This window comes from Phenylobacterium sp. (assembly GCF_030693625.1).
GTDB classification, from domain to species: Bacteria; Pseudomonadota; Alphaproteobacteria; order Caulobacterales; family Caulobacteraceae; genus Phenylobacterium; species Phenylobacterium ferrooxidans.
On sequence record NZ_JAUYAF010000035.1, the window covers coordinates 103,427 to 127,871 of the forward strand.

General features: G+C 67.7%; 27 protein-coding genes. 14 read left to right on the top strand and 13 right to left on the bottom strand.

Features of this window, described 5'->3' with window-relative positions; translation table 11 throughout:
* Nucleotides 1–216 precede the first annotated feature (216 nt).
* Both Q8N10_RS08070 and Q8N10_RS08075 read right to left on the bottom strand, forming a co-directional pair.
* On the bottom strand, nucleotides 217–645 hold the full coding sequence (locus Q8N10_RS08070; RefSeq protein WP_304782258.1) for a cupin domain-containing protein: 429 nt from the start codon (nucleotides 643–645) through the stop codon (nucleotides 217–219).
* A 71-nt stretch (nucleotides 646–716) separates the two neighbouring features.
* Nucleotides 717–1,040, bottom strand: coding sequence for a DUF1476 domain-containing protein (locus tag Q8N10_RS08075; protein ID WP_304782254.1), 324 nt, complete (start codon nucleotides 1,038–1,040; stop codon nucleotides 717–719).
* Between the two features lie 237 nt (nucleotides 1,041–1,277).
* On the opposite strand from Q8N10_RS08075, the gene purC reads away from it, so the two are divergent.
* Genes purC through purQ form a run of 4 tightly spaced genes read left to right on the top strand, consistent with a single transcriptional unit; the run spans nucleotide 1,278 to nucleotide 3,357 of the window.
* Complete coding sequence (purC, locus tag Q8N10_RS08080) at nucleotides 1,278–2,036, top strand: phosphoribosylaminoimidazolesuccinocarboxamide synthase (protein WP_304782251.1); 759 nt, start codon at nucleotides 1,278–1,280, stop codon at nucleotides 2,034–2,036.
* A complete protein-coding gene (purS, locus tag Q8N10_RS08085; RefSeq protein WP_215339286.1) occupies nucleotides 2,036–2,275 on the top strand; it encodes a phosphoribosylformylglycinamidine synthase subunit PurS in 240 nt (79 codons plus the stop codon). The genes purC and purS overlap by 1 nt, the downstream gene beginning before the upstream one ends.
* Nucleotides 2,272–2,646, top strand: coding sequence for a hypothetical protein (locus Q8N10_RS08090; RefSeq protein ID WP_305663888.1), 375 nt, complete (start codon nucleotides 2,272–2,274; stop codon nucleotides 2,644–2,646). The genes purS and Q8N10_RS08090 overlap by 4 nt, the downstream gene beginning before the upstream one ends.
* A 48-nt stretch (nucleotides 2,647–2,694) precedes the next feature.
* On the top strand, nucleotides 2,695–3,357 hold the full coding sequence (purQ, locus tag Q8N10_RS08095; RefSeq protein WP_304782242.1) for a phosphoribosylformylglycinamidine synthase subunit PurQ: 663 nt from the start codon (nucleotides 2,695–2,697) through the stop codon (nucleotides 3,355–3,357).
* Here purQ and Q8N10_RS08100 read toward each other — a convergent pair.
* Nucleotides 3,354–3,902, bottom strand: coding sequence for a methylated-DNA--[protein]-cysteine S-methyltransferase (locus tag Q8N10_RS08100; protein ID WP_304782239.1), 549 nt, complete (start codon nucleotides 3,900–3,902; stop codon nucleotides 3,354–3,356). The genes purQ and Q8N10_RS08100 overlap by 4 nt on opposite strands.
* Before the next feature lie 104 nt (nucleotides 3,903–4,006).
* Between Q8N10_RS08100 and Q8N10_RS08105 the strand changes: the two genes are divergently transcribed.
* The 4 genes from Q8N10_RS08105 to Q8N10_RS08120 all read left to right on the top strand — a co-directional run bounded on the left by Q8N10_RS08105 (nucleotide 4,007) and on the right by Q8N10_RS08120 (nucleotide 7,595).
* Nucleotides 4,007–4,375 (top strand): BlaI/MecI/CopY family transcriptional regulator, encoded by a 369-nt coding sequence (locus tag Q8N10_RS08105; protein ID WP_304782236.1) that lies wholly within the window; start codon nucleotides 4,007–4,009, stop codon nucleotides 4,373–4,375.
* Nucleotides 4,368–5,318, top strand: coding sequence for a M56 family metallopeptidase (locus Q8N10_RS08110; protein WP_304782233.1), 951 nt, complete (start codon nucleotides 4,368–4,370; stop codon nucleotides 5,316–5,318). Before Q8N10_RS08105 ends, Q8N10_RS08110 begins: the two co-directional genes overlap by 8 nt.
* 139 nt (nucleotides 5,319–5,457) lie before the next feature.
* Complete coding sequence (locus Q8N10_RS08115; RefSeq protein WP_304782600.1) at nucleotides 5,458–6,420, top strand: bifunctional enoyl-CoA hydratase/phosphate acetyltransferase; 963 nt, start codon at nucleotides 5,458–5,460, stop codon at nucleotides 6,418–6,420.
* Nucleotides 6,417–7,595: an acetate/propionate family kinase gene (locus Q8N10_RS08120; RefSeq protein WP_304782230.1), complete on the top strand. Its 1,179-nt coding sequence runs from the start codon at nucleotides 6,417–6,419 to the stop codon at nucleotides 7,593–7,595. The genes Q8N10_RS08115 and Q8N10_RS08120 overlap by 4 nt, the downstream gene beginning before the upstream one ends.
* Nucleotides 7,596–7,800: 205 nt before the next feature.
* Here Q8N10_RS08120 and Q8N10_RS08125 read toward each other — a convergent pair whose 3' ends face one another.
* From Q8N10_RS08125 to Q8N10_RS08140, 4 genes are all read right to left on the bottom strand, one after another.
* On the bottom strand, nucleotides 7,801–8,523 hold the full coding sequence (locus tag Q8N10_RS08125) for an endonuclease/exonuclease/phosphatase family protein (protein ID WP_305663889.1): 723 nt from the start codon (nucleotides 8,521–8,523) through the stop codon (nucleotides 7,801–7,803).
* A gap of 26 nt (nucleotides 8,524–8,549) precedes the next feature.
* The gene (locus Q8N10_RS08130; RefSeq protein ID WP_304782223.1) at nucleotides 8,550–9,914 is read right to left on the bottom strand and encodes a phospholipase D-like domain-containing protein; all 1,365 of its coding nucleotides are present in this window, start codon (nucleotides 9,912–9,914) and stop codon (nucleotides 8,550–8,552) included.
* Nucleotides 9,915–10,014: 100 nt separating this feature from the next.
* Entirely contained in the window at nucleotides 10,015–12,339 is a 2,325-nt protein-coding gene (locus Q8N10_RS08135) for an acylase (RefSeq protein ID WP_304782219.1), read from the bottom strand.
* 125 nt (nucleotides 12,340–12,464) lie between these two features.
* Complete coding sequence (locus Q8N10_RS08140; RefSeq protein ID WP_304782217.1) at nucleotides 12,465–13,961, bottom strand: globin-coupled sensor protein; 1,497 nt, start codon at nucleotides 13,959–13,961, stop codon at nucleotides 12,465–12,467.
* Between the two features lie 223 nt (nucleotides 13,962–14,184).
* Here Q8N10_RS08140 and purL point away from each other — a divergent pair, with 223 nt between their 5' ends.
* Complete coding sequence (gene purL, locus Q8N10_RS08145; RefSeq protein WP_304782213.1) at nucleotides 14,185–16,383, top strand: phosphoribosylformylglycinamidine synthase subunit PurL; 2,199 nt, start codon at nucleotides 14,185–14,187, stop codon at nucleotides 16,381–16,383.
* 1 nt (nucleotide 16,384) lies between these two features.
* On the opposite strand, the gene Q8N10_RS08150 is transcribed toward purL, so the two are convergent.
* Entirely contained in the window at nucleotides 16,385–16,867 is a 483-nt protein-coding gene (locus Q8N10_RS08150; protein ID WP_304782209.1) for a CinA family protein, read from the bottom strand.
* A 160-nt stretch (nucleotides 16,868–17,027) separates the two neighbouring features.
* Here Q8N10_RS08150 and Q8N10_RS08155 point away from each other — a divergent pair, with 160 nt between their 5' ends.
* Nucleotides 17,028–18,260, top strand: coding sequence for a serine hydrolase (locus Q8N10_RS08155; protein ID WP_304782206.1), 1,233 nt, complete (start codon nucleotides 17,028–17,030; stop codon nucleotides 18,258–18,260).
* Nucleotides 18,261–18,287: 27 nt separating this feature from the next.
* Here Q8N10_RS08155 and Q8N10_RS08160 read toward each other — a convergent pair whose 3' ends face one another.
* Nucleotides 18,288–18,926: a hypothetical protein gene (locus Q8N10_RS08160; RefSeq protein ID WP_304782203.1), complete on the bottom strand. Its 639-nt coding sequence runs from the start codon at nucleotides 18,924–18,926 to the stop codon at nucleotides 18,288–18,290.
* Nucleotides 18,927–18,998: 72 nt separating this feature from the next.
* On the opposite strand from Q8N10_RS08160, the gene Q8N10_RS08165 reads away from it, so the two are divergent.
* The 4 genes from Q8N10_RS08165 to Q8N10_RS08180 all read left to right on the top strand — a co-directional run bounded on the left by Q8N10_RS08165 (nucleotide 18,999) and on the right by Q8N10_RS08180 (nucleotide 20,986).
* Nucleotides 18,999–19,232, top strand: coding sequence for a BolA family protein (locus tag Q8N10_RS08165; RefSeq protein ID WP_304782200.1), 234 nt, complete (start codon nucleotides 18,999–19,001; stop codon nucleotides 19,230–19,232).
* Between the two features lie 6 nt (nucleotides 19,233–19,238).
* Complete coding sequence (locus Q8N10_RS08170) at nucleotides 19,239–20,129, top strand: aldo/keto reductase (protein WP_304782197.1); 891 nt, start codon at nucleotides 19,239–19,241, stop codon at nucleotides 20,127–20,129.
* 86 nt (nucleotides 20,130–20,215) lie between these two features.
* Nucleotides 20,216–20,560 carry a Grx4 family monothiol glutaredoxin gene (gene grxD / locus Q8N10_RS08175; RefSeq protein ID WP_304782194.1) on the top strand — a complete coding sequence of 115 codons (345 nt, stop codon included), beginning with the start codon at nucleotides 20,216–20,218 and terminating at the stop codon, nucleotides 20,558–20,560.
* Nucleotides 20,561–20,566: 6 nt separating this feature from the next.
* Complete coding sequence (locus tag Q8N10_RS08180) at nucleotides 20,567–20,986, top strand: thioesterase family protein (protein ID WP_304782192.1); 420 nt, start codon at nucleotides 20,567–20,569, stop codon at nucleotides 20,984–20,986.
* A 3-nt stretch (nucleotides 20,987–20,989) separates the two neighbouring features.
* Here Q8N10_RS08180 and Q8N10_RS08185 read toward each other — a convergent pair whose 3' ends face one another.
* The 4 genes from Q8N10_RS08185 to Q8N10_RS08200 all read right to left on the bottom strand — a co-directional run bounded on the left by Q8N10_RS08185 (nucleotide 20,990) and on the right by Q8N10_RS08200 (nucleotide 24,443).
* Nucleotides 20,990–21,367 (bottom strand): hypothetical protein, encoded by a 378-nt coding sequence (locus Q8N10_RS08185; protein ID WP_304782189.1) that lies wholly within the window; start codon nucleotides 21,365–21,367, stop codon nucleotides 20,990–20,992.
* 85 nt (nucleotides 21,368–21,452) lie between these two features.
* Nucleotides 21,453–22,070 (bottom strand): 30S ribosomal protein S4, encoded by a 618-nt coding sequence (gene rpsD, locus Q8N10_RS08190; RefSeq protein ID WP_304782186.1) that lies wholly within the window; start codon nucleotides 22,068–22,070, stop codon nucleotides 21,453–21,455.
* A gap of 285 nt (nucleotides 22,071–22,355) precedes the next feature.
* Nucleotides 22,356–23,024: a M48 family metallopeptidase gene (locus Q8N10_RS08195; RefSeq protein WP_304782183.1), complete on the bottom strand. Its 669-nt coding sequence runs from the start codon at nucleotides 23,022–23,024 to the stop codon at nucleotides 22,356–22,358.
* 168 nt (nucleotides 23,025–23,192) lie between these two features.
* Complete coding sequence (locus Q8N10_RS08200; protein WP_304782180.1) at nucleotides 23,193–24,443, bottom strand: DUF1254 domain-containing protein; 1,251 nt, start codon at nucleotides 24,441–24,443, stop codon at nucleotides 23,193–23,195.
* Nucleotides 24,444–24,445 lie beyond the last annotated feature (2 nt).

Sequence of the window (24,445 nt, forward strand, 5' to 3'; positions counted from 1 at the left end):
GCTCAATTGGCGCGGCGTTTCCGCGCGCCACCCCCCCGCTCAACAAACCCCACCCCCCGACATCCTAGGAACACGGCCTTGGATGACGGGGGGAGGGGCGACGGCCGGCGCAGGTTCGTGTGGTTCGTGTGGTTCGTGGTCAACCTTCTTCCACCCAGCGGGCCTGCCCCGGCCTCGAAGGTGTTCCCGCTTCCCGCCACGACATCGCCGAGCTCCCTACCCCGGCGCCCACCCCGCCGCCGCCAGCTCGAAGCCCGCGAACTCGAAGCCCGGAACCACCACGCAGGCCACCAGCGCCCAGCCGTCGGCGCTGGCCTGGGCCGCCTGCCATTCCCCCGGCGCCACCACCGCCTGCGGCGCGTCGCCGGCCAGGGGCCCAAGTCGCATCGTGCTGATGGGACCGTTGTCATGGGCCGCGGTCTGCAGGGTGAGCGCCGTTCCCGCCTGGAACAGCCACAGCTCGGTGGCGTCGATACGGTGCCAGTGGGAGGCCTGGCCGGCCTCCAGCAGGAAGAGGATGGCGGTGCCGGGGCTGCGGGCGCCGGGCTCGGCGGGCGCGCGCCAGGTCTCACGGTACCAGCCGCCCTCCGGGTGGGGGGCGAGGTCCAGGCGGGCGATCACGGCGGCGGCCGATTCGGCGGTCATCGCGGGAGCAGACACAAAAAACGCCGCCCTTGCGAGGCGGCGTCCTTGCCGTGCGAAATCGCGGGGTGGCCCTAGGCGCCGGTGCGGATGGCTTCGCGGGCCTGGGCCAGCAGTTCATCCATCTTCATGCGCACGTCGCCCTCGCTGACATTGACGCCCGAGCCCTTGAGGTCCTCGAACACCTTGCGCAGCACGTCGTCGTCGCCGGGCAGCTCGAAGTCGGACTTGATCACCGCCTTGGCGTATTCGGCGACGCGCTCGCCCTCCAGGCCCATAAGGCCCGCGGCCCATTCGCCCAGCAGGCGGTTGCGGCGGGCCCCAGCCTTGAATTCCTGGTCCTGATCCAGGGCGAACTTGTTCTCAAAACCGCGTTCGCGGTCGTTGAAGGTGGTCATGCGGTCTCCGGGATGCGGCCTTAACGAGGCTGCATATCCCCTGGCGCGCGCGCTCGCAACGCAAAGGCGCGTGTGCGGGGCCGATGGTCGTTTGCGAAGCGCAGGCCGATCGTCTATTTTTCGCCAGCCTCAGATCGGCGAGAGGCTTGGAGTCGGGATCGCGCGCGTTGGGACCAACGGCGCGCGTTTTTCGTTTCGACTCCGGCCAGAACCCTCGCCCCGTGGAGAAGGCTGCGTATGACCACCCGCCGCAAGAAGATCTTCGAAGGCAAGGGCAAGATTCTCTACGAGGGGCCGGAGCCCGGGACCCTCATACAATACTTCAAAGATGACGCTACGGCGTTCAATTCACAGAAGAAAGCTGTCCTCGAGGGTAAGGGCGTCATCAACAATCGCATCAGCGAATATGTGATGACCCGGCTCAATTCCATCGGGGTGCAGAACCACTTTATCCGGCGCCTGAACCTGCGCGAGCAGCTGATCCGCGAGCTGGAGATCATCCCGCTGGAGGTGGTCTGCCGCAATGTGGCGGCCGGCTCGCTGTCGCAGCGCTTCGGCCTGCCCGAGGGCCAGGCCCTGCCGCGCTCGATCATCGAGTTCTATCTGAAGGACGACAAGCTGGGCGACCCGATGGTCACCGAGGAGCACATCACCGCCTTCAACTGGGCCTCGACCCAGGAGATCGACGACATGATGGCCCTGACCCTGCGGGTGAACGACTTCCTCACCGGCACCTTCGGCGCGGTCGGCATCACCCTGGTGGACTTCAAGGTGGAGTTCGGCCGGCTGTGGGAGAACGACTTCGCCCGGGTCATCCTGGCCGATGAGATCAGCCCCGACAGCTGCCGGCTCTGGGACGCCCAGACCAACGAGAAGCTGGACAAGGACCGATTCCGCCGCGATTTGGGCGACGTGATCGAGAGCTATACCGAAGTCGCCCGGCGGCTGGGGATCATGAAAGAGATGCCCACCGTGATCCAAGGAGGCCTGCACTAGTGCGCGCGAAAGTTCATGTGTTCCTGAAACCCGGCGTGCTGGACGTCCAGGGCAAGGCGGTCGAGGCCGCCCTGCACGGCCTCGGCTGGGGTCATGTCGAAGGCGTTCGCGTCGGCAAGACCATCGAGTTCGATCTCAAGGGCAAGGACGCCGCCGAGACCGAGAGCGAGGTCAAGGACATGTGCGAGAAGCTGCTCGCCAATACGGTCATCGAAAGCTACCGGGTCGAGGTGGCGTGAGGCCCTGGGCGCTCCCGCTGATGGGGGCGCTCCTGCTGTCGGCCTGCGCCGAGCCTGAGGCGCCCGCGCCACCGCCGCTGAAACTGGACTGCGCCCTGGGCTTCGAGTCTCTGAGCGCCCAGATCGTGGCCGCGCCGGGCATGAAGCCGGCGGTCAAGGAGCGAGGCGAGCCCTTCCGGTACTACAACGCCGACGGCGGCCAGAGCTCCTACATGATCACCGAGCCCGGGGCGCCCGGACACCCGGCCATCCTGAAGCAGCAAGTCACCCCCGCAGGCGTCACCAACTCCGGCTGCGCCTATGGCGACGAGAAGGGTTACGCCGAACTGGTCGCCTATCTCGAGGCGCTCGCCAAGGCGCGCGCCAAATGACCCCGCTCCGCCTGGAAATATCGCTCAAACCGGTCTAGGAACCCCGCCATGAAAGCCGCTGTCATCGTCTTCCCGGGATCCAACTGCGACCGCGACTGCAAGGTCGCCATCGAACGCTCCACGGGCGCGACGGTCGACATGGTCTGGCACGGCGACACCGCCCTGCCCCACGGACTGGACCTGATCGTCCTGCCGGGCGGCTTCTCCTACGGCGACTATCTGCGCTGTGGGGCCATGGCCTCGCTGTCGCCGATCATGAGCGATGTGAAGCTGGCCGCCGAGCGCGGCGTGGCCACCGTCGGGATCTGCAACGGCTTCCAGGTGCTTTGCGAGGCCGGCATGCTGCCCGGCGCCCTGCTGCGCAACGAGGCGCTGAAGTACGTCTGCAAGCCGGTCGAGCTGGAGGTCACCAACGCCCAGACCCGCTTCACCGCCGGCTATGCCGGTCGTCGCCAGGTGACCATGACGGTGGGCAATGGCGAGGGGAACTTCTTCGCCGACGCCGAAACCCTGGCGCGCATCGAGGGTGAGGGCCAGGTGGTGTTCCGCTATCAGGACAATCCCAACGGCTCGGCCAACGCCATCGCCGGCGTGGTCAATGCGCGGGGCAATGTGCTCGGCCTGATGCCCCACCCCGACCGCGCCTTCGAGGCCGAACTGGGCTCCGCCGACGGCGCGATCCTGTTCCAGAGCGCCCTGGCCAGCGCCTAGCGGCCCGCGAACAACGGCAGGGCCTCGACCGACGTCGCGCCCTCGATCTCCAGCAGCTTCAGCTTCGTCACCCCGCCGCCCGGCGCGGAGAAGCCGCCCAGCTTGCCGTCGGCCCCCTGGACGCGGTGGCAGGGCATGATGATCGGGAACGGGTTCTTGCCCATGGCCTCGCCGACCGCCCGCGAGGCGGTGGGATCGCCCAGGCGCCTGGCGACCTCGCCATAGGTCAGGGTCTGCCCCGGCGGGATGGCGCGGCCGATGGCGTAGACCGCCCGCTGGAAGTCGCTCATCGCGCCCATGTCCAGCACGATGTCGGCCAGGTCGTCCTTGGCGCCGGTGAGCAGACCTCGGATGCGGTCGATGGCGCTGGCGATGTCCGGCGTCGGAGCGCGCGCCTCGATCCCGGGAAAGCGCTGCTCGAAGCGCGCCTGCGCCTTTTCGTCGGAGGCGTCCGGCAGGCGGACGGCGACGATGCCGGCCTCGCCCCAGGCCAGGCCGCAGCGGCCGATGGCGGTGTCGAACAGGGTGTAGCCAAGCTTTGACATAACCGCAGTCTACCAGACCCGGAGAGTCGCGCTGGCGGGATTCGGCCCTGCTTGACTTGGGACGGCAGGGGCGTAGCCTCAGCTCAAATTACAAGCGTAGTCCGATGAACATCACCGAGGCCGAAAGTCAGATCATGCAGGCGTTGTGGCGCAAGACGCCGCTGACCGCCGACGAGATCGTGGCCGATGTCCGCGCCCGCCAGCCCTGGGCCGAAGCGACGGTGAAGACCCTCATCAACCGGTTGCTGAAGAAGAAGGCCATCAAGTCCGAGCGTGTCGATGGCCGCCACCAGTACGTGCCCCTCGTGGACCGCGCCAACTACGTCCAGGACGAGAGCCAGGGCCTGCTGGACCGCCTGTTCGAGGGCCAGTTGGCCCCCCTGGTGGCGCACTTCGCCCAGAACCGGAAGCTGAAACGCGAAGAGATCGCGCGCCTCAAGAAGCTGATCGCGGAGCTGGACGACGATGACTGACCTGATCGCCGACCTGTTGCGCGCCAACCTCGCCGCCAGCCTTGCCATCCTCCTGGTGTTCGCCGTCCGCCTGCCGGCGCGGCGAATGTTCGGCGCCGAGATCGCCTACCGCTTGTGGCTGGTCGTGCCCCTGGCGTTCGGCGCGAGCCTGGTCCCGGCGGCCGAGGCGCCTGCTGGCGCGCCCGGCCCCTCCCTCCCCCTGCCGGTGGCGTTGATGCAGCCGGATGCGGGGCCGGGCGCCGCGCTGATCTGGGCCGCCGGGGCGCTGGCGATCCTGGCGCTGATGAGCCTTGGCCAGTGGCGGTTCCTGCGCCGGGCCAAGGCCGGCGCGGCGGGGCCCGCGGTGGTGGGCGTGATCGCGCCCCGCATCGTCACCCCCGCTGACCATGAGGCGCGCTTCAGCCCCGAGGAACGCGCCCTGGTCCGCGCCCACGAGCGAGCCCACATCGACCGCGGGGATCCAAAGACCAACGCCTGGGTCGCTGTGTTTCAGGGCCTGAACTGGTTCAACCCCCTGGTCCATATCGCCGCCTATCACCTGCGCCTGGATCAGGAGCTGGCCTGCGACGCCACGGTGATGGCGCGGCGGCCGGGCGATCGGCGGCTCTACGCCCAGACCATGCTGAAGACCCAGCTCGCCGCCACGCCCCTGCCCTTCGGCTGCTACTGGCCCGCGCCCTCGCGGCATCCGCTGGAGGCCCGGGTGGCCATGCTGAAACAGGCGCAGCCCTCGCACACACGCGCCATGGCCGGCTTCTGGACCGTCGCGGCGCTGTCGTGCGCGACGGGCCTGGGGGCCTGGGCCGCCCAACCCCCGTCCCCGCCCCATGTGCGCTGGCTCGATCTGCCCGACCAGGCGGCCAAGCGGCAGACGCGCGCCACCGTGGTGGTGATCTCCATGACCTCTGACCAGGTCGCGGCCTTGACCCGGGCGGCACGCTGACGCGGCGCTCGTGAAGGACATTGTCCGGCCTCCACGCGGGATGATGCCAATCAGAGTAAAAGTGTGGAGGCCACCGCTCTGCTGCTAAGTGGTCAGTGGTGGCTACAACCTGTCATCAACTCGATGGAGCAAAGAAGTGGTGATCCGTGAGCCAGACTCGGGCCCCAATGAGCCATCCGCCGGGACGCAGCTGGAGCGCCTCCTGCGGATGGCTGAGGTTCAACCCCCGCTCCGGACGGCCGTGGTTCATCCCGTCGATGCGCTCTCGCTCGCGGGCGCAGTAGAAGCTGCTCGCCGAGGCCTGATCGCGCCGATCTTGATCGGGCCGATAGCGCGGATGCGAGCGACCGCAGAGGCGGCAGGTCTGGACCTCACCGACCTGCCATTGATTGATGTGCAACACAGCCACGAGGCGGCGGCGCGGGCGTGCGAACTAGCTGCGAAGGGCGAGGCGGCGGCGATCATGAAAGGCGCGCTGCACACTGACGAGTTGCTCGATGCTGTCGTTTCGAGCGCTTCCGGCCTTCGAACCGACCGGCGCATGAGTCATGTGTTCGTCTTGGACGTGCCAAGCTACCCGCGGCCGTTGCTGGTCAGCGACGCGGCGCTCAACATCGCACCAGACCTCGAAACCAAGCGGGACATCGTTCAGAACGCCATCGACTGCGCCCACGCGATGGACATTCCCGAGCCAAAGGTCGCCATCCTCTCCGCTGTGGAGACCGTGAATCCGAAGATGATCTCCACCATCGATGCGGCGGCGCTTTGCAAGATGGCGGAGCGCGGCCAGATCGTGGGCGGAAAGCTCGATGGACCGCTCGCTTTCGACAACGCCATCTCCCCGGAATCAGCAAAGACGAAGGGCATAAACTCCATCGTCGCCGGGCAAGCTGACATCCTTATCGTGCCGGACATCGAGTCCGGCAACATGCTCGCCAAGCAACTCTTCTATCTATCCAACGCCCAGTCAGCAGGGATCGTCATGGGGGCCCGCGTCCCCATTATCCTGACCAGCCGGTCTGACCCGGAGGCCTCCCGTCTGGCATCCTGTGCGCTTGCCATCCTGGTGAGCCAGCTCAAGCCCAGCAAGTACGTTCGGTGACGGCGCCTCGAGTCCTGACACTTAACGCCGGGTCATCCAGCCTGAAGTTCGCCATCTACGAGGCCACTGCGGACCTGCCGCTTCGGCTTGTCGGGCAAGTCTCAAAGCTTGGAGCCACGCCCCATCTGCGGGTTCGCGCAGGTACGGATGTGCTCGCCGATGAGACCTGGGCGGACACGCAAGGGTTGGACGCTGTGCTCGAGCGAACGTTTCGCTGGCTAGAGGAGGCCGGGTGGACCGAGGGCGTCTCGGCGGTAGGCCATCGCGTTGTCCACGGCGGGCTCGAGTTCCGGGCCCCGACGATCTTGAACACCGCAGCTCTGCATCGCCTCGAGGTGCTGGCGCCCCTCGCCCCGCTGCATCAGCCTTTCAACCTGCGCGGCGTCGCCATGGCGGCTGCGCATTTCCCGTCGGCGCTACAGGCTGGGGTCTTCGACACGGCGTTCCACGCCAACCAGCCGCAAGTCGCTCGCCTATACGCCCTTCCTCGCGATCTCATCACGGACGGTGTTCTGTCCTATGGCTTTCACGGGCTGTCCTACGAGTACATCGCCAGTGCGCTTCGGGCGCAGGAGGGGCCAGGCGCGGGCGGCCGGACAGTCGTGCTTCACCTGGGCAGCGGGGTCTCTCTTTGCGCCATGTGGGAGGGGCGAAGCGTTGCGACGACCATGGGGTTTTCCGCCCTTGACGGGCCGCCCATGAGCACGCGCAGCGGCGCACTAGACCCCGGCGTGGTCCTGTACCTCTTGCAGGCAAGGGGCATGAGCGTCGATGAGGTGAGCGATCTGCTCTATCACCGGTCAGGTCTCCTGGGACTCTCCGGCCTCAGCGGCGACATGGTGACCCTGCTGGCGAGTTCCGAGCCTTGGGCCCGGGAGGCGCTTGAGGTCTATGTCTATCGGATTGCGCGCGAGATCGGCTCGCTGGCTGCCGCTCTGGGCGGCCTCGACACGATGGTGTTCACCGCCGGCGTCGGCGAGCATGCCGCATCCATCCGCGCACGCATCGCCGAGCTTTGTGGTTGGCTGGGCGTTCGGCTGGATCCAGAGGCCAATCGTGCAGGAGCTCGCCTGATCAGTCGGGCCGAAAGCCCCATTAAGGTGCTCGTGATCCCGACGGACGAGGAAGGCGTCATCGCCCGCGGCGTCGCCGGGCTGATGAGCGCGCGAACCTGACCCATCCGAAGCGCCTCCGTAGCAGCACCTAGGGACGCCTCCGAAGTACCGGGGCCTACCTTCAGGAGATCATCCCACTGATTGGCGAACAGGTCGTCGGCGCGCGCGCTGGCCGCCCGTGTTGTCGGCCAGGGCGATGAGCCAGACGCCGTTCACTCCTGAAGGGTGCGCCACCCAAGGGTCGCTGACAGCCACGCGCCGTCGGTCAGATTGTCACTTCGGCGGACACCGCACGATGATCAGAAAAGGTCGCAGGCTCGCAGGCGTAGTGCGTGACCGAGAGGTCGCCACCGGAGACGATGTGATCGAAGTCCCAGCGTGGTCGCCACGCCGGGAAGGTGGGCAAGGCCGGCCTTTGCATGCGGCCGCCGGTGGCCTCGCAGAACGCCTGCAACGGCGCGCCATGGCCAACGCAGTTGAAGTCACCCATGGCCGCCCACGCGCGAGCGCCGCGCAGCGCCTCGGAGACGGCGGCCAATTGAAGCATCTGGTCAGGTCGGCCGAGGCTCAGATGCAGGCATGCGATCGTGACCGCGTGAGGGCCCGCAACGTCAGCGACGAGGCACCCGCGCCCGGCGACCTGTCCGGGCAGTTTCAGATCGCGCACCTTTGTGATCGGCCAGTGGCTGAGGATGGCGTTCCCATGCCGCGAAATGCCCGGGATCCTACGATTTTCCTGAACGGCCACATGGGCGTGGCCGGAAAGCGCGGCGATGACATCGACCTGCGAGCGATAGCCGGCGCGCCGCCCTCCCAGATCGACCTCTTGCAGACAGACCACGTCATACGGCGAAATCTCCCGTGCGATGTCCTGAAGAATGGCCGTCTTGGACGGCGCGTGCACAAGTTGAAGGTGGGCGCGAAGCAGATAGTCGCGATAGCGGCTTGTGCCGATCCCGGCCTGGACGTTCCAGGTCAGCAACCTCATCGGTGCTGGGTGGAGCTTAGCAGCGGTCACGCGAACGCCTCGGCTCTGCGAAGCCGCCAGTTTTCCGCCACGCACGAGGGGTCGCCCAGCCCGCGGCGAGAGACAATATCCTCCCACCATGTGGGCGGGCCCATGGCCAAGGGCGCCAGCCGACCAGCATCGTTGAGGGCGTCGATGGCGGCCACGACGCCACCGCCGGCGATCCTGACGCGCGCGAACCTGTCGGCGTCGACAGCGAGATAGTGGCTGAGCAGTCGGTCGCGGAACCCAGCGATGGCCGCGCGGTCGGTGCTCGTCCTGGCCTCTATCGCCAGATCACACTCGGTGTCGAAGCCCTCGGAGCGATTGTTGAGATTGGCGGACCCGACCCGCAGAATGCGGTCGTCGAATACGCCCACCTTGGAATGGACGACGATTGGCGCGCCGGCCGATGTCACGGGCGACACCGCCCGGAACCGATCGAATGCGTCCGCGGCCTTCAACCCCCGGACCAGCGGATTGCGCGCATAGTCCATCGTCAGATGATCGAACCAGCTGGGGGCCCGCCCGGTCACCAGCAGCACAACCTCAGGCCCCTCTGGCTCGCGAAGCCGAGCGGCCAGGGCGTGAGCCACGCGGTGGGAGGTGAAGTACTGGTTCTCAAGATAGATCGTGTGACGGGCGCTCGCGATGCTGGCCAGGGTGAGCCGCCGAACTTCCTCCACCAGCGGGCGACCGCGCCAAGCTGGCTGTGTGCGCACGATCCCCACCTCGACGTCTGAGAAGTGCGCGGGCGCGCAGGCTGGCCAGGCCGCCACGAACCTTGACCCGTTCATAGGAAGGTCCTGCGCCGTCGCGTTCTTCCATCGCTCGTGGAAAAGCTCCCCGAGCGCCCCTGCGGCCCGGCCGTCCACCAGCATCATCACCTCGTGGCGCGGGGGATGGGTCGCTCGACTGGGGAGAATTCGGCGGGGCTCGACGTGGCCGTGGGTTTGGCTATCCCACCGGTTTGTGGCGATGTCGCCTCCACCGCAGAACGCCAGCTGATCGTCGATCACCACCACCTTCTGATGGTGGCAGGCCCCGACCGGCAGGTCGCGCACCTCACGAAAGTCGACAGGCGTTCTAGCGAACCGGTGCTTGGCGCGGTGGCCGCGTAGGTCCTGATGCCCCAGGGCGCCGAATGGAGACTTCCAGACGAGTATTCGGACAGCCAGTCCGGGCTTGGCGCGGCATAGTTCCACCAGAATTCGGCCGATCTCGTCGGGGTCATCGGGCCCCTCCATCCCGTCCGGCGCGAGACGGGTGCGAGGATCGAACGCCCAGCCGAGAATATGGATCGAGTGGTTCGCGGTCAGCAGCGCCGCACTGAGCGCGGCGTAGTAGTTTTCATTGTCTATGAGCACGGCCACGCGCTGCGCCTCCTCGGTCCGCCAGCAGGTTTGGCCAGGAATGAGGACCGTCACGTCTCGCGGCCGCCGCCAAAATGCGAGCTCGGGCTCAAGAGACCGGTCACTCCTCGATCGTCGTCACCTTCAGCGCCTTGTCCGCCGCGATCTCGGCTGCGGAGAAGGGCAGGCGCACCCGGCCCTTCGTCGAATGCAGCTTAGACTGGTCCGCATAGTGCGGGGAAGCCGGATCGGTGGATTGGTCGTAGGTCAGGATCGCCTCGGCCACCGGCCCCTTGGCGCCGAAGGTCACCACCTGGATGTAGCTGGAGCCGTGGAAGGGCACGAGCCCCGATCCGACCCACGCCGACTGCTGGGCGTTCAGCACGCCGGCGGTCCCTTCGCCGCCATGCACCGGGATCTTCTGGTCGCCGCGCACCGCGTACTGCACCTCTCCCCACGGCGCGTCGAGGGCGACGTTCTTGGTGGCCAAGAGTTCGACGGTGTCGGCCAGGGCGGTCTTGAGTCTGGACGAAGCGGTCGTGTTCAGGCCGTTGGGCGTATGGACCGGATCGGCGGCGTCGAAGGGCGTGCTCCAGAGGCCGGCGATGCGATCAGCCTTGCGCCAGAACTCCACGAACAGGTGTGCGCCCCGGCTGTCGACGTTCATCCGCCGGTCCCACTGGGCCAGCACCGTGCAGGCGTCCACCAGGCTGACGTCCTTGCCCGCCGTGCTGGTTCCGCTCGGCGCCTCGGCGCACATCTTCAGCAGGTCTGGGATGGCGAGGTCGGCCGCCAGGTTGCGGTTGCGGTAGAGCATCTCCCAGACCGCCGCCGGATCGATGCTCTTTCCCGGCAGGCCGTCAGTTCCGGCGAGCCGCGCCTCAATCTCCATCAGGCCCGAGCGGGTGCGCAGGTTCTGGACGTTGGCGGCCGGGCCCACGATCGGCGGGAAGGCGGCCATGGGCGCACGGCCGTTGGCCAGCCAGTAGCTGTCATTGCTGTTGGCGACATAGTCGGTGCGCACCTGGGCCGGCATCGCATCCCCCGGCATCAGGCCGGGCGAAGGGGTCCCCGCCGCCACCTGCCAGTTGCAGGCCGAGCGTGCGCCATCCAGCACGAAGATCCGCGCTGAGGCCGCCAGGGCTCCCAGTCCGGAGGGCGGCGCGCAGGTCTTGGAAAGCTCGGCGGTCACGTTGGGGGTCGCGGTGATGTCGGCGTAGAGCACGTCGCCCCTGCGGTCGCTGGCGATGGTGTTCACCCACGGGATGCCAAGGGTCTTGGTGATGCCGGCCCTGATCTCCCCGACGGAGCGCGCCCGGGCGATGCCCAGCCAGGTGTCGCCGGAGCGGACATTGTTCTTGTTGGCGTCGCGCAGGGCGTAGGCGGTCTTCGCGGTCCAGGCGACCCCCACCTGGGGCATCACCACCATTGGCCCGTAGATCGACGAATAGGCCATCCGGGTTTGCGCGGGGCCGTCCTTGACCTCCACGGTCACCGCCTTGGTGGCCATCGTCAGGCGCTTGCCGTCGACGTAGTAGGCGGTGGGATCGGCGGGATCGAGGCTGAGTTCGAAGACCGTGAAGTGCCGGTCGGTGGACACGGTGTGGGTCCAGGCCACGTCCTTGTTGAAGCCGATGGACATGCCCGGCGCGCCGCCGATGGTCACCCCCATCACGTCCAGCTTGCCTGGGATGGTCAGGTGGACCTGGTAGAAGCGGTTGGTGGTCTCCCAGGGGAAGTGCGGGTTGCCCAGCAGGACGCCGGACTTGTTGGCGGTCACGTCGCGGCCGAAGGCCCAGCCGTTGCTGCCCAGGCCGAACTGCTCGGGCTCGGTGGGCAGGCCTGGCGCATCGAGGGCCGCCTGCGCCTTGAGGGCCGGGGGCGCCGCCGCATTGACCTGGCGCAGCCAGGCCCCGCCGCTGGCCTGGATCATCCGCTCCTCATTGAGGCGCAGCATGTCGTCGAGAGTGATCGGCCGGAGCCAGACGGCGTCCCGGCACGCAGCCGGCAGGCTGGCCTTGGGCGTATCGCGCAGGAAGCGGTTGTAGCCGGCGACATAGCCCAGGACCATGTTGCGGTAGTCCGCCGACAGCTTGTCGAAATTGGTGTTCAGCGCCGCGACGTCGAGATTGGCGCGGAAGAAGAAGTCGCTCTCGAGGTTCTTGGTCTCGGCGAACGCGATTGTGGTGGCGCCGTCGGGGCCGAAGTACTTCGACCGTTCCCCATTCACCGTGACCACCTTGTCGGCCAGCAGGCAGAGATTGTCCTGGGCGAAGGCATAGGCTTGGCCGTAGCCGATCCCGCGATAGTCGGCGGCCTCCACGTGAGGGATGCCATAGGCGGTGCGCGAGATCTTCGCCTTGTAGGCCGGCGCGGCCTGCGCGCCCCCGGCCAGCACCAGACCCACCAACGCAGCGCCCCACAGCGCCGAAAGCTTACCCGACATCACGCGTCCCTCCGGGCGCGTTCCCCGCGCCGCTTGTGGCGCCAGATGACCGCCTTCCCCGCGCGGCAGTCAACGCCGCGGAGCAGATCCTCCCTCAGGCGCGGCGTGGGGAGGACTCCGAGACGTCAGGCCGCGCGACGCCGCTGGGCCGCGGTGGGCGCGGCGGCTGGGGCGCCGGTGTGGAAGCCGGCGATCAACCGGGTCAGTTCCCCGGCCTCGCCCTTCAGGCTGCTGGCCGCGGCGGTGGTCTCCTCCACCATGGCGGCGTTCTGCTGGGTGACCTGGTCCATCTGGTTCACGGCGGTGTTGACCTGGGCCAGGCCCACCGACTGCTCCTGGGCGGTGGCGGCGATCTCGCCCACCATGCCGTCGATCTCCGCGACCCGGTCAACGATGCGCTGCAGGGCCTCGCCGGTCTGGCCCACCAGCTGGACGCCGGAATTGACCTGCTGGCTGGAGGCCGAAATCAGGGTCTTAATCTCCTTGGCGGCCTCGGCCGAGCGCTGGGCCAGGGCTCGCACCTCAGACGCGACGACGGCGAAGCCGCGCCCGGCTTCGCCCGCACGGGCGGCTTCGACCCCGGCGTTCAGGGCCAGCAGGTTGGTCTGGAAGGCGATCTCGTCGATCACCCCGATGATCTGGCTGATCTGACTGGAGGACTGCTCGATCTGCGCCATGGCGGCGACAGCCTGTTGGACGACATCACCGCTGGTCTGGGCGTCGCCGCGGGCGGCCAGCACCACCGCCGAGGCGGCCCTCGCGCCAGAGGCGGTCTGGCGCACGGTGGCGGTGATCTCGTCGAGGGCCGCAGCGGTTTGCTCCAGGCTGGCGGCCTGATGTTCGGTGCGACGCGACAGGTCGTCGGCCGCCGAGGAGATCTCGTCAGCCCCCCCTCGCACCGCCGAGGTCGAGGTCGAGATCGCCGACATGGCCTCCCGAAGACCGTTCAGGGCGGCGTTGAAGTCGTCCTTGATGTCCTGAAAGCGAGGATCGACCTGCACGCTCATGGCCGCGGTGAGGTCGCCTCCGGCAAGCCGGCGCAGGCCATCGGCCAGGGCCGCCACCATATGAGTCTGCTGCTCCTCGCTTTCACGCCGCGCCTCCTCGGCCGCGACCCGCTTGGTCTCCAGGGCCTCGAGATAGACGGAGACGGCGATGTCCATATCCAGGAAGGTCGCCTTGGTGAGGGCGCCCACTTCGGCGGCCACCGTCTTGACGTCCGGCCCGCGCGCGCCGAAGCCGCCCTTCGGCCAGCGAGCCTCCAGGACCTTGGTCAGGAGGGACTCCAGGACCAGGGCGTAGCCCCCGATGTACCAGCTGGGTTCCAGTCCGATGCGGGCATGAACCTCGCCCACCTTGGTGACCGCCTTGGCGTAGGTATCGTCGAACCGGCCGCTGGCGATCATGTCCCAGTGGCTGAGCTGCCGGTTCTGGGCCGACGTCATGTGCGCGTCGCTCGAGAAATGAGCGCGGGTCTCCGGCGTCGCCCGCACCTGCTCGTAGAAGCCGTCCAGGGCGGCGGGCAGGGCTTTCATCACGACCGGCTTCAGGCTGGCGACGTGCGCCTGAGCCTTCTGATCCAGCTTCATGAAGCGGAGGCGATCGTCGATGGTTCGCGACATGGCGGAATGCACCCAGACTGTGTAATCTGGGCAAGCTGTGCCGCGAGGGTTAAGGCCCCATTAAGGACAGGGATCGGGACCGTGGGCGCGACAATTGGCGCGACGATCGGCGACAGGTGGCGTCAGGCGGCGGGGCAACCCACACGGGCGGCGCCGGCCGCGGAGGCGCAGGGAATCGCCGCCCCCCTCGCATGCGCGCCCGAGTCCGGCTAGAAGGCGCGCCATGAGCGCCCAGCCTGCAAAGACCCTGGCCGAGACGGCCGCCGAATACGGCCTGAAGCCCGAGGAATTCGACCTCATCATCCAACGCCTGAACCGCGAGCCGAATGCGGTGGAGCTGGGGGTGTTCTCGGTGATGTGGAGCGAGCACTGCTCGTACAAGTCCAGCCGCAAGCACCTCGGCAAGTTCCCCACCACCGGGCCGCGCGTGATCTGCGGCCCGGGCGAGAACGCCGGTGTTGTGGACATTGGTGACGGCCAGGCCTGCATCTTCAAGATGGAGAGCCACAACCACCCCTCCTATATCGAGCCCTACCAGGGCGCGGCGACCGGTGTCGGCGGCATCATGCGCGATGTCTTCACCATGGGCGCCCGCCCCATCGCCCTGCTGAACGCCCTGCGCTTCGGCGATCCCAGCCATCCCAAGACCAGGCGCCTGGTGGCCGGCGTGGTCAGCGGCATCGGCGGCTACGGCAACTGCGTGGGCGTGCCCACCGTGGCCGGCGAGACCAACTTCCATAAGGGCTATGACGGCAACATCCTGGTCAACGCCATGTGCGTGGGCCTGGCCGACGCCGACAAGATTTTCTACTCGGCCGCTCCGGCGGCAGGCCTGCCGGTGGTCTATTTCGGCTCCAAGACCGGCCGCGACGGCATCCACGGCGCCACCATGGCCAGCCAGGAATTTGACGACGCCTCCGACGAGAAGCGCCCCACCGTCCAGGTCGGCGACCCCTTCGCCGAGAAGCTGCTGATCGAGGCGACTCTGGAGCTGATGGCCTCGGGCGCCGTGGCCGCGATCCAGGACATGGGGGCGGCGGGCCTCACCTCCTCCTCCGTGGAGATGGCCGGCAAGGGCCAGGTGGGCATCGAGCTGGACCTCGACATGGTGCCCCAGCGCGAAGAGGGCATGAGCGCCTATGAGATGATGCTCTCGGAGAGCCAGGAGCGCATGCTGGCGGTCCTCAAGCCCGGCCGCGAGCACGACGGCCACGCCATCTTCGAGAAGTGGGGCCTGGACGCCGCCGTCATCGGTTGGACCACCGACACCGGCCACATCGTGCTGAAGCACAAGGGCGAGATCGTCTGCGACATCCCGCTGGCGCCCCTGGCCGAGGACGCCCCGCTCTATGACCGCCCCTGGGTGCAGCCGCAGCTGCACCCGCGCCTGGACGCCCGCGACATTCCCGAGCCCGCCGACTACGGCAAGGCCGTGCTGAAGCTGATGAGCGCCCCGGACATGGCCTCCAAGCGCTGGCTCTGGGAACAGTATGACCGTCACGTCATGGCCGACACCCTGGAGGACAGCGCCACCGGCGCCGACGCCGGGATCGTGCGCGTGCACGGGACGAAGAAGGCCCTGGCCGTCACCTCCGACTGCACCCCGCGCTATGTGCAGAACGACCCGTACGAAGGCGGCAAGCAGGCCGTCGCCGAGGCCTGGCGCAACCTGACCTGCGTGGGCGCCGACCCCATCGCCATCACCGACAACCTGAACTTCGGCAACCCCGAGCGCCCCGAGATCATGGGCCAGATCGTCCGCGCCATCGACGGCATGGCCGAGGCCTGCCGGGTGCTGGACTTCCCGGTCGTGAGCGGGAATGTCAGCCTCTACAACGAGACCAATGGCGCGGCCATTCCGCCGACCCCGACCGTGGGGGCTGTCGGCATCCTGGTCGACTCCACGCGTCGCGCCGACTTCTCCAGCATGAAGCCCGGCGACACCCTGGTGCTGTTGGGCGAGACCCGCGGCGAACTCGGGGCCAGCATGTACCTGCGCGAAATCCTGGGCCGCGAGGACGGCGCCCCGCCGCCGGTGGACCTGGCCATGGAGCGCCAGATCGGCGACTTCGTCCGCGCGGAGATCGAGGCCCGCCGCATCACGGTCGTCCACGACCTCTCCGACGGCGGGCTGGTGGCCGCGGCCGCCGATATGGCCCTGGCCTCGGACGTCGGCATCACCCTGGAGCTTCCCTCCAAGCTGCCCGACCACGCCCTGCTGTTCGGCGAAGATCAGGCCCGCTATCTGGTGGCGGTCGCAGACCCCATCCCCCTGCTGAAGGCGGCCCACGCGGCCGGCGTCGCGGGCGAGGTCGTCGGCCATGCGGACGGCAAGGCCCTGGCCTGCGCCGGCATCTTCAGCGTTTCCCTCGCCGATCTGCGGGCCGGCCACGAGGGCTGGATGCCGGGCTATATGGGCTAGGTCATTCCGACAGCGACCGCTCCAGCATCCGCAGCACGGCGGCGGCGAAGGCCTCCATATTGGCCTTGCGGTCGTCGGACTCCGTCTCGATGGTCATGGCCATCTCGATAGGGCCGGAGATGGCGATGCAGGTGTGGCCCGAGGCGTCGCCATAGCCGTTGCCGTTGGGACCCGCAGCGCCGGTCTCCGACACCCCCCAGGTGGCCCCGAAGCGCTCGCGCACCGTGCGGGCCAGGAGCATGGCGTAGGGCTCGCTGGCCGAGCGCATGCCGGCGACGGCCTCGCGCGGCAGGTCCATCAGCACCATGCGGGCCTTGCCGGTATAGACCACCCCACCGCCCAGATAGTAGGCCGAGGCCCCGGCGACGCTGAGCAGGGCCGCCGACACCAGGCCGCCCGACGAGCTTTCGGCGACGGCCACCGTCTGCTTGGCCTCCTTCAGCTTGGCGCCGACGGTTTCGGCCAGGTCGTAGAGCGCTTGCATCGGCGGTTCCTCTTTCCTTGTTTCCACCGTCATCGCCTGCGCGCCGCCGGGGCGCAACCGCCGCTGGCCTGCCGCCGCGTCAGGATTTTCTTGGCGGCATCCGCCTCACGGCTCATGATGCCGACAATTAGAACACCTGAGATTTTCGGAGGAATTATTCATGGACGCCCAATCCCAGTGGACCGGGCTCGACGCCGGTCGGCTCGAACGCATCACCGACCATATCGAGCGCAACTATATCGGCCCGCAGAAGATCGCCGGCTGCCAGATCGCCGTCTCGCGCCACGGCCACCAGGCCTATCTGAAATCCTTCGGGTCCATGGACCTGGAGCGCAACAAGCCGATGATGGATGACGCCATCTTCCGCATCTATTCCATGACCAAGCCGATCACCTCGATCGCCCTGATGACCTTGTACGAAAAAGGCTATTTCCAGCTCAACGACCCGGTCAGCCGCTTTGTCCCGTCCTGGAAGAACCACCGCGTGTGGGTCTCGGGCGAGGGCGACAGCATGGTCACCGAGGCCCCCAAGCGGCCCGTGTCCTTCAAGGACGTGCTCTCCCACACCGGCGGCTTCACCTATGGCGGCGGCCTGCCCGGCGTCGGCGACCAGCACCCGGTCGACAAGATCTATCGTGGCCTGAAGGTGCGTAGCGCCGGCTCCAACGACACCATGATGGAGTTCCTGGACAAGCTCGGCCAGGTGCCGCTGCTGTACCAGCCCGGCGAACGCTGGATGTACTCCCTGGCCACCGACATCTGCGGCGCCCTGGTGGAGGTGGTGTCCGGCAAGCCCTTCGCCCAGTACCTGCAGGAAGAGATCTTCGGCCCGCTGGGCATGAAGGACACCTCCTTCTTCGTCAGCCCCGACAAGATCGACCGCTTCTGCGCCAACTATCAGCGCGGTCCCGACAAGAAGCTGAAGGTGATCGATGATCCGGCCACCAGCGCCTTCGCCAAGGAGCCGGGCTTCAAGTCTGGCGGCGGCGGCCTGACTGGCACGATCGCCGACTACATGCGCTTCTGCGAGATGTTGCGCCGGGGCGGCGAGCTGGACGGTCATCGCGTGATCGGCCCGCGCACCCTGGAAATGATGCACATGAACCACCTGCCGGGCGGCAAGGACCTGACCCAGCTGGCCATCGGCGGCTTCTCCGAGACCGCCAACGAGGGGGTGGGCTTTGGCCTGGGCTTCGCCTCGACCATGAGCCAGACTCAGACCGCCACACTCGGGACCGGCGACTACTATTGGGGCGGGGCCGCCTCCACCATCTTCTGGGTGGATCCCAAGGAAGACCTCTCGGTGGTCTTCATGACCCAGCTCATGCCGTCGGGCACCTTCAACTTCCGCGGCCAGCTGAAGAGCCTGATCTATTCGGCGATCGTCGACTAGACGGCGGGGCCCCTCCTCAGGAGGGGCCTATCTGTCGCCGTCGCGGATCCAGCGGGCGACCAGTCCGAAGTCCTCTCCGCCGCCGCCGAACGCCCAGGCCTCGCTCTGGCGCGCGGCGTTGAGGACAGCGGTCTGGGTGCGGGCCAGACACTCCTCGCGGCCCTTGATGGCGATCAGGCCGGGCGGGAGCTTGGCCGGTCTGGACAGGGTTCCAACGTCCAGCTGCGGCGGCCTGGAACACAGGGCCAGCCAGACCCGGGTCTTGGTGACCCGACCGTCGCCATCGGCGGCCAGGGGCCTGACGCCCAGATAGATCACCTTCGGATCGCCCGGCTCTCGGTCGGCCGGCGCCTCGATCTGCAGGATGGCGGGGTCTCCCATCGCCAGCCGGTAGTTCACGGCTTCGGAGAATGCGCCCGAGGCGTCGCGCTTGCCGCCCACCAGGGCCGATGGTCCGACATAGGCGCCGTTTGCGCAATCGGGCCACTTCAGGGCCGAGCCCCGCATGCTGAACCTGCAATCGCCCACCGGCATGGCCCAGAGGCCCGGCTTCAGGATCGGCGCGCCGGCCGCATCGGACGCCGAAAACAGCGGCCGATCCGAGCTGACCACCGCGCAGGCCGCCAGGCTCAGGGCCGCCCAGACGATCGCGACGATGCGCAGCATGAAACAGACCACCAATCCAAGGCTTGTTAAGCTTTCTAGCGCAGAAACGATGTCCTGAGAGGCGCGATTCCCATGCCAATGCCCATCACCGATCTGGAGGCCGCGCTTCGCGAAGGCTTCCCCGACTCCGAGATCCAGGTCGAGGACCTGGCCGGGGACGGCGATCACTATCGCGCCCGCATCGTCTCGAAGGCCTTTTCGGGCCTGTCGCGGGTCAAGCAGCACCAGCTCGTCTACGCCGCCCTCAAGGGCAAGATGGGCGGCGAGTTGCACGCGCTCGCGCTCGAGACCCAGGCGCCAGGTTAGGCCGCCATGCGCTACCGCCCCTTCGGCTCCAGCGGCAAGGCGGTTTCGGCCATCAGCCTGCTGCTGCGCGAAGCCCCCAACATGACCACCCCGCACGCGTGGCGGACCCTGGTGTTCGGCGCCATGGAGAGCGGGGTCAACTGCTTCGAGATCACCGCCGGCTCCGACATCATGGCGCTGGGCTTCGGCGAGGCGCTGCGCGCGGTGGAGCGGCGGCTGATCGCCATTGGCTGGCGCATCCATGGCGACTCTCGCAAGGTGCTCACCGCCGAGGCCATCTCCAACAGCGTACGTGGCGGCCTGGCCAAGACCGGGGCCGGCTATTTCGACGTCCTGATGCTGGACGAGGCGGCCTTCGAGACCCTGGCCCCCGACGGCCATGGCTACCTCGCCGACCTCCGGGCCGCGGGCCTGGTTCTGCAGATGGGCGTGGTGGGGGACGGCGACAGCATCGAGGCCTGTCTCGAGAGCGGTCTCTTCGACGTCCTGGCCACCCCCTTCAACCTGGTGTCTGACTGGAAGGCTCGCCGGCGGATCAAGGACGCCTCGGCCCGCGACATGACCATGATCGCCTATGACCCCTTCCCGGCCGCCCTGTGCCGGCCGGCGGGTGGTGGCGGTTCGATCAGGACCAGCCTTTTCAAGCGCGCCGAGCCCCTGGCCGGCGCGGGCACCTACGCCTTCCTGCACCAGACCCACGGCTGGTCGGCTGAAGAGATATGCCTGGCCTACGCTCTCACCGAGCCTGCCTTCGCGTCGGTCCAGGTGGAGCAGTTCCGGACCGAGGCGATCGAGCGCCTCGCCCTGATCACCGACAAGGACCTGCCCACCGGGGTCGCCGCCCAGATCGAGATGGCCCGCTTCAGCGCTGACAACAACGAGCAGCGACGCGCCTGACAGGTGCGACCAAGCGCGCTGACGCTTGACCCGAGCGCCCCGGCTCCCTAGCTCTCAGGCGAAGTTTCCGACGAAAGATCCGTCCCATGACCGACGCCGCCACCGCAAACCCCGTCCATGAGTTCATCACCCGGACCGTCACCGACAATCCGGTGGTGCTGTTCATGAAAGGGGTGCCCGAGTCACCCCAGTGCGGCTTCTCCGGCCTTGTGGTCCAGGTGCTCGACCATCTGGGGGTCGACTTCGTGGGCGTGAACGTCCTGCAGGACGCGTCCCTGCGCGACGGCATCAAGACCTTCAGCGACTGGCCGACCATTCCGCAGCTCTATGTGAAGGGCGAATTCGTCGGCGGCGCCGACATCGTCAAGGAAATGTTCCAGTCGGGCGAACTGAAGCCCCTGCTCATCGAGCAAGGCGTCCTCGCGGCCTAAGCGCCGGTGGCGCAGCTCCTCGAACCGCCCGAAGGCCAGCAGGTCTTCGAGACCACTTTCACGCCGCAAGCCTCGGATATCGACGCCAATGGCCACGTCAACAACGTGGTCTATCTGCGCTGGATCCAGGACATGGCCACCGCCCACTGGGCCGCGCGCCAGCCGCCGGCCAACCAGACCGGTTGGGCTTGGATCGTCCTGCGCCATGAGGTGGACTACCGCCGCGCCCTGCTGCCTGGCGAGACGGCCCGCGCCCGCACCTGGGTGGCGAAGAAACCCGAAGGACCCCGCTTCGACCGCTACGTCCGCATCGACGGTCCCGACGGCGCCATGTGCGCCCAGGCGGTCACCGTGTGGTGCCTGATCGACTCCATCACCGGCCGCCCCAAGCGGGTGCCCCAGGACATGGTCGACCGGTTTATCTGAGACTCAGCTTCCCGGCCCCGTCCATGGGTAGAACGGGTTCAGCACGAACAGCGGCGTACGGCCGGCCACCCCCAGCTCCGCATAGGTGAAGGTCAAATCGGTGTGTCCCATGGCGAAGGACCGGCAGGGGTCCAGGCGCTTGCGGCCGAAGGCCAGGGTCACCACGTCCCCCTTCCGCTCCACGAAGAAAGCGAAGTCCTCCTTCTTGGTGCAGCCGTTGGAGGCGACCCGGATGGTCAGGGCCTCCCGGCCGGCGCTGGCTGAATAGAGCGGCTCCAGCTCTCCAAGCGAGGACCCCGCGGGGGCGACGATGGGCGGGGCGGCGGTGGCGCAGCCGGCGAGCAGGCTCAAGGCCCCGATCAGCAGAAGACGACGATGCATGGCCCCACTCCGCCACAGATCGCCCAAAAGCAAAAGGCCCCGGATCGCTCCGGGGCCTTCGCAAACTCGGGTAGGTCGAAACCGATCAGGACGAATAGAATTCGATGACCAGGTTCGGCTCCATCTTCACGGGGTACGGGACCTCGTTGAATTCCGGCGCGCGGATGAACTTCGCGGTCATCGCCTTGGTGTCCATCTCGATGTAGTCGGGGGTGTCGCGCTCGCCCGATTGCAGGGCTTCGAGCACGAGGGCCATGTTCTTGGAGCGCTCACGGACGGAGACGATGTCGCCGGCCTTCACGCGGTAGGAGGCGATGTTGACGCGCTTGCCGTTCACCAGTACGTGGCCGTGGTTCACGAACTGACGGGCGGCGAACACGGTCGGCACGAACTTGGCGCGGTAGACGATGGCGTCCAGACGCGATTCCAGCAGGCCGATCAGGTTCTCGGAGGTGTTACCCTTGCGGCGGTCAGCTTCCTCATAGGTGCGGCTGAACTGCTTTTCGGTCAGGTTGCCGTAGTAGCCCTTCAGCTTCTGCTTGGCGCGCAGCTGCAGGCCGAAATCGGAGACCTTCTGCTTGCGACGCTGCCCGTGCTGGCCGGGGCCGTACTGGCGAGTGTTCACCGGGGACTTCGGACGACCCCAGATGTTTTCGCCCATCCGGCGGTCGATTTTGTACTTCGCGGAATGCCGCTTAGACATAGTAGCTCTTTCAACACGATCCGGGCCGGCGCCTTCATAAGTGAAGGTGCGATTTCAACGGCGGCGTCCAGATCACCCGTCATAGGTGTCCACAGCCGCCAGGGTGACCCGGCGGCGCGAAGGGGCGGTTTATGATGCGACGGGACCCGTAAGTCAATCCGGCTGGTCGGCTAGGCGCCCGAGGGCTCAGTCCTGCGGATTGCTACGTCGCCGCGCGGCCGTCTGGCCATGGCTGCTCTCGACCGGTTGGCTATCATGGGAGGGTCTGGCCGAGCATCGCGCCTCTTACAGTGCCGCGCCCAGTACAGCTCTGAGCTCGTTGAGGCGCCGCGCGTCTGCGGGGTGAGAAGAAAGCGCTTCTGGCGGAGCGCCTTGCGTCTCTCTGCGTTCGATCATCCGCTCCCAAAACCGCAGCGCCGCGAGTGGCTCCATCCCTGCTTTCTTCATGAGTTCCACGCCCACGCGGTCGGCCTCGAGCTCGTGGGTGCGGGAGTAAGGCAGTAGAACGCCGTAGGTGGCGCCAAGGCCAAATATGCCTGCGACCAGTTGGGCGTTCTCGCCGTTCTCGCCTCCGAACGCCATCTGCGCCAACGTCATCCCGACTTCAGCGGCCAACTGCTGACTCACCCGCTCCGCCGGATGGCGCGCCACCACGTGGGCGACTTCGTGTCCTAAAACAGCGCCGAGCTCATCGTCGGTCGTGGCGAACTCCATCATCCCTTTGAACACAGCCACCTTCCCATTCGGCAGCACGAAAGCGTTCAATTCCGGGGAGTCGAAGACGACGAATTCCCAAGTGAGATCGTCGCGCGTCGAGGCGCCGGTGATCCGTGCGGCGACCCTGGCCAAGCGTTCAACCATCGCCGGACTGCTGGAAACCGGCGTCTTGGTAAGCATCTCGGCCCAGGCTTGATCTGCGAGGCCGACCAGCTGTGAATCCGGGACGAAGGCCATCTGGCGGCGGCCCGTCTGGACGTTGTCGCTACAGCTCGCCAGTGGAACGGCGAGAAGCCCCTTTAGCAAGGCGCGGCGACCCAAAGCTGAACAAGAGAAACACATGTCAGGGCTAACGCGCCTCGCCTGGACCTGCTCCCGCCGTTCCGGCGATTCCCGGAAAGGGCCTCACGCCGGAACCACCGGCGGCAAGCGGTAGCCGCCCTCCAGAAGCTCGGTCTTCGGCAGATAGGCCCGCATGAAGAGCGCGAAGGGTCCGGCCGGGGCGGGCAGCCAGTTGGCGGTGCGTTCGCCGCCCGGATCGGCGTGGCTGATCCAGATGTCCAGGGAACCATCGGGCGCTGTGACCAGGCCCTCAGTCCGGTCGCCGATGGCGTAGCGGGCGAGCGGGTTGTCGGTGAAGAAGAACTGCCCGTCCGGGGTCGCCTCATAGAGGCTGAGCGACCAGAAGGAATTGACCGGCAGATGGCCGTCCGCCGGGAAGTGCAGGCGCCAGGCCTTCGTCCCGTCAAACAACGCCCCCTTCAGGTCGCCCTCGGCGCGCATGTACATGGCCTCGGCCGGGGGCAGGGCGGCCAGGCCCGACACCGACACCGAGGCGCGCAGGCCGTAGTCCTGGGCGAAGTCCCCGAGCCGGGCGGAGGGATAGGACCAGCCCTCGGTGAACCCCGCCCCCGACAAGCCGCCCTTGCGCGCGGCGGCGCGGGCCTCGGCGACCCCGGCCTCGATGGCCGCGGCCTCTTCGGGCGAGAACCGGCTAGGGTCGAAGTCGGCGAGGCCCAGGGGCGCCATGCCGGCCAGGAAGGCGCGGTCCTGCACCTGGGGCGGGTTCAGCCCCATCAGCTGGGCGGCGGTCGCGAAATACTCCGCCCAGGGTGCGCCACGCTGCGCGAAGGGACCGGGGGCGTCCGCCGCGGGCCCCTGCATGGAGAGGCCGTGCTGCACGGCCTTGGCGCCCTCCACGTCGTGGGGTCCATCCACCAGGATGCGGGCGAGCGCCCAGACATGGTTGGTCGGCGAACGCACCACATTGGGGCCCTCGGCGGCGTCGGTCGGTCCCACCAGGGTGAAGGTCCCGCCGTCCGGTCCCGTGGTGCGGGTCCCCAGGATCGCGAAGTTGTTGGTGTAGGCGTCCATCAGCGCCAGCGAGAAGTAGCGCTCGCCGGTGGCAGGCACATTGATCGTCACCGGGCCCTGCGACAGGTCCACCTGGGCCGTGGAATAGAAGGTGTCGTTGTTGGGCGTCGTGACCGCCCGCGCATTGTGGTCGGCCAGCCGGCGCATGTGGCCAAAGACGTTCATCGGCGAGCCATTGGCCAGCCCCCGCGCCCGGGTGGTGGCGATCTCCACCAGCGGCAGGGTGAAGAGCCAGGCGTCGCGGGCGGCGGCCTGCAGCGCGGCCAGATCGGTCTTGCCCATCC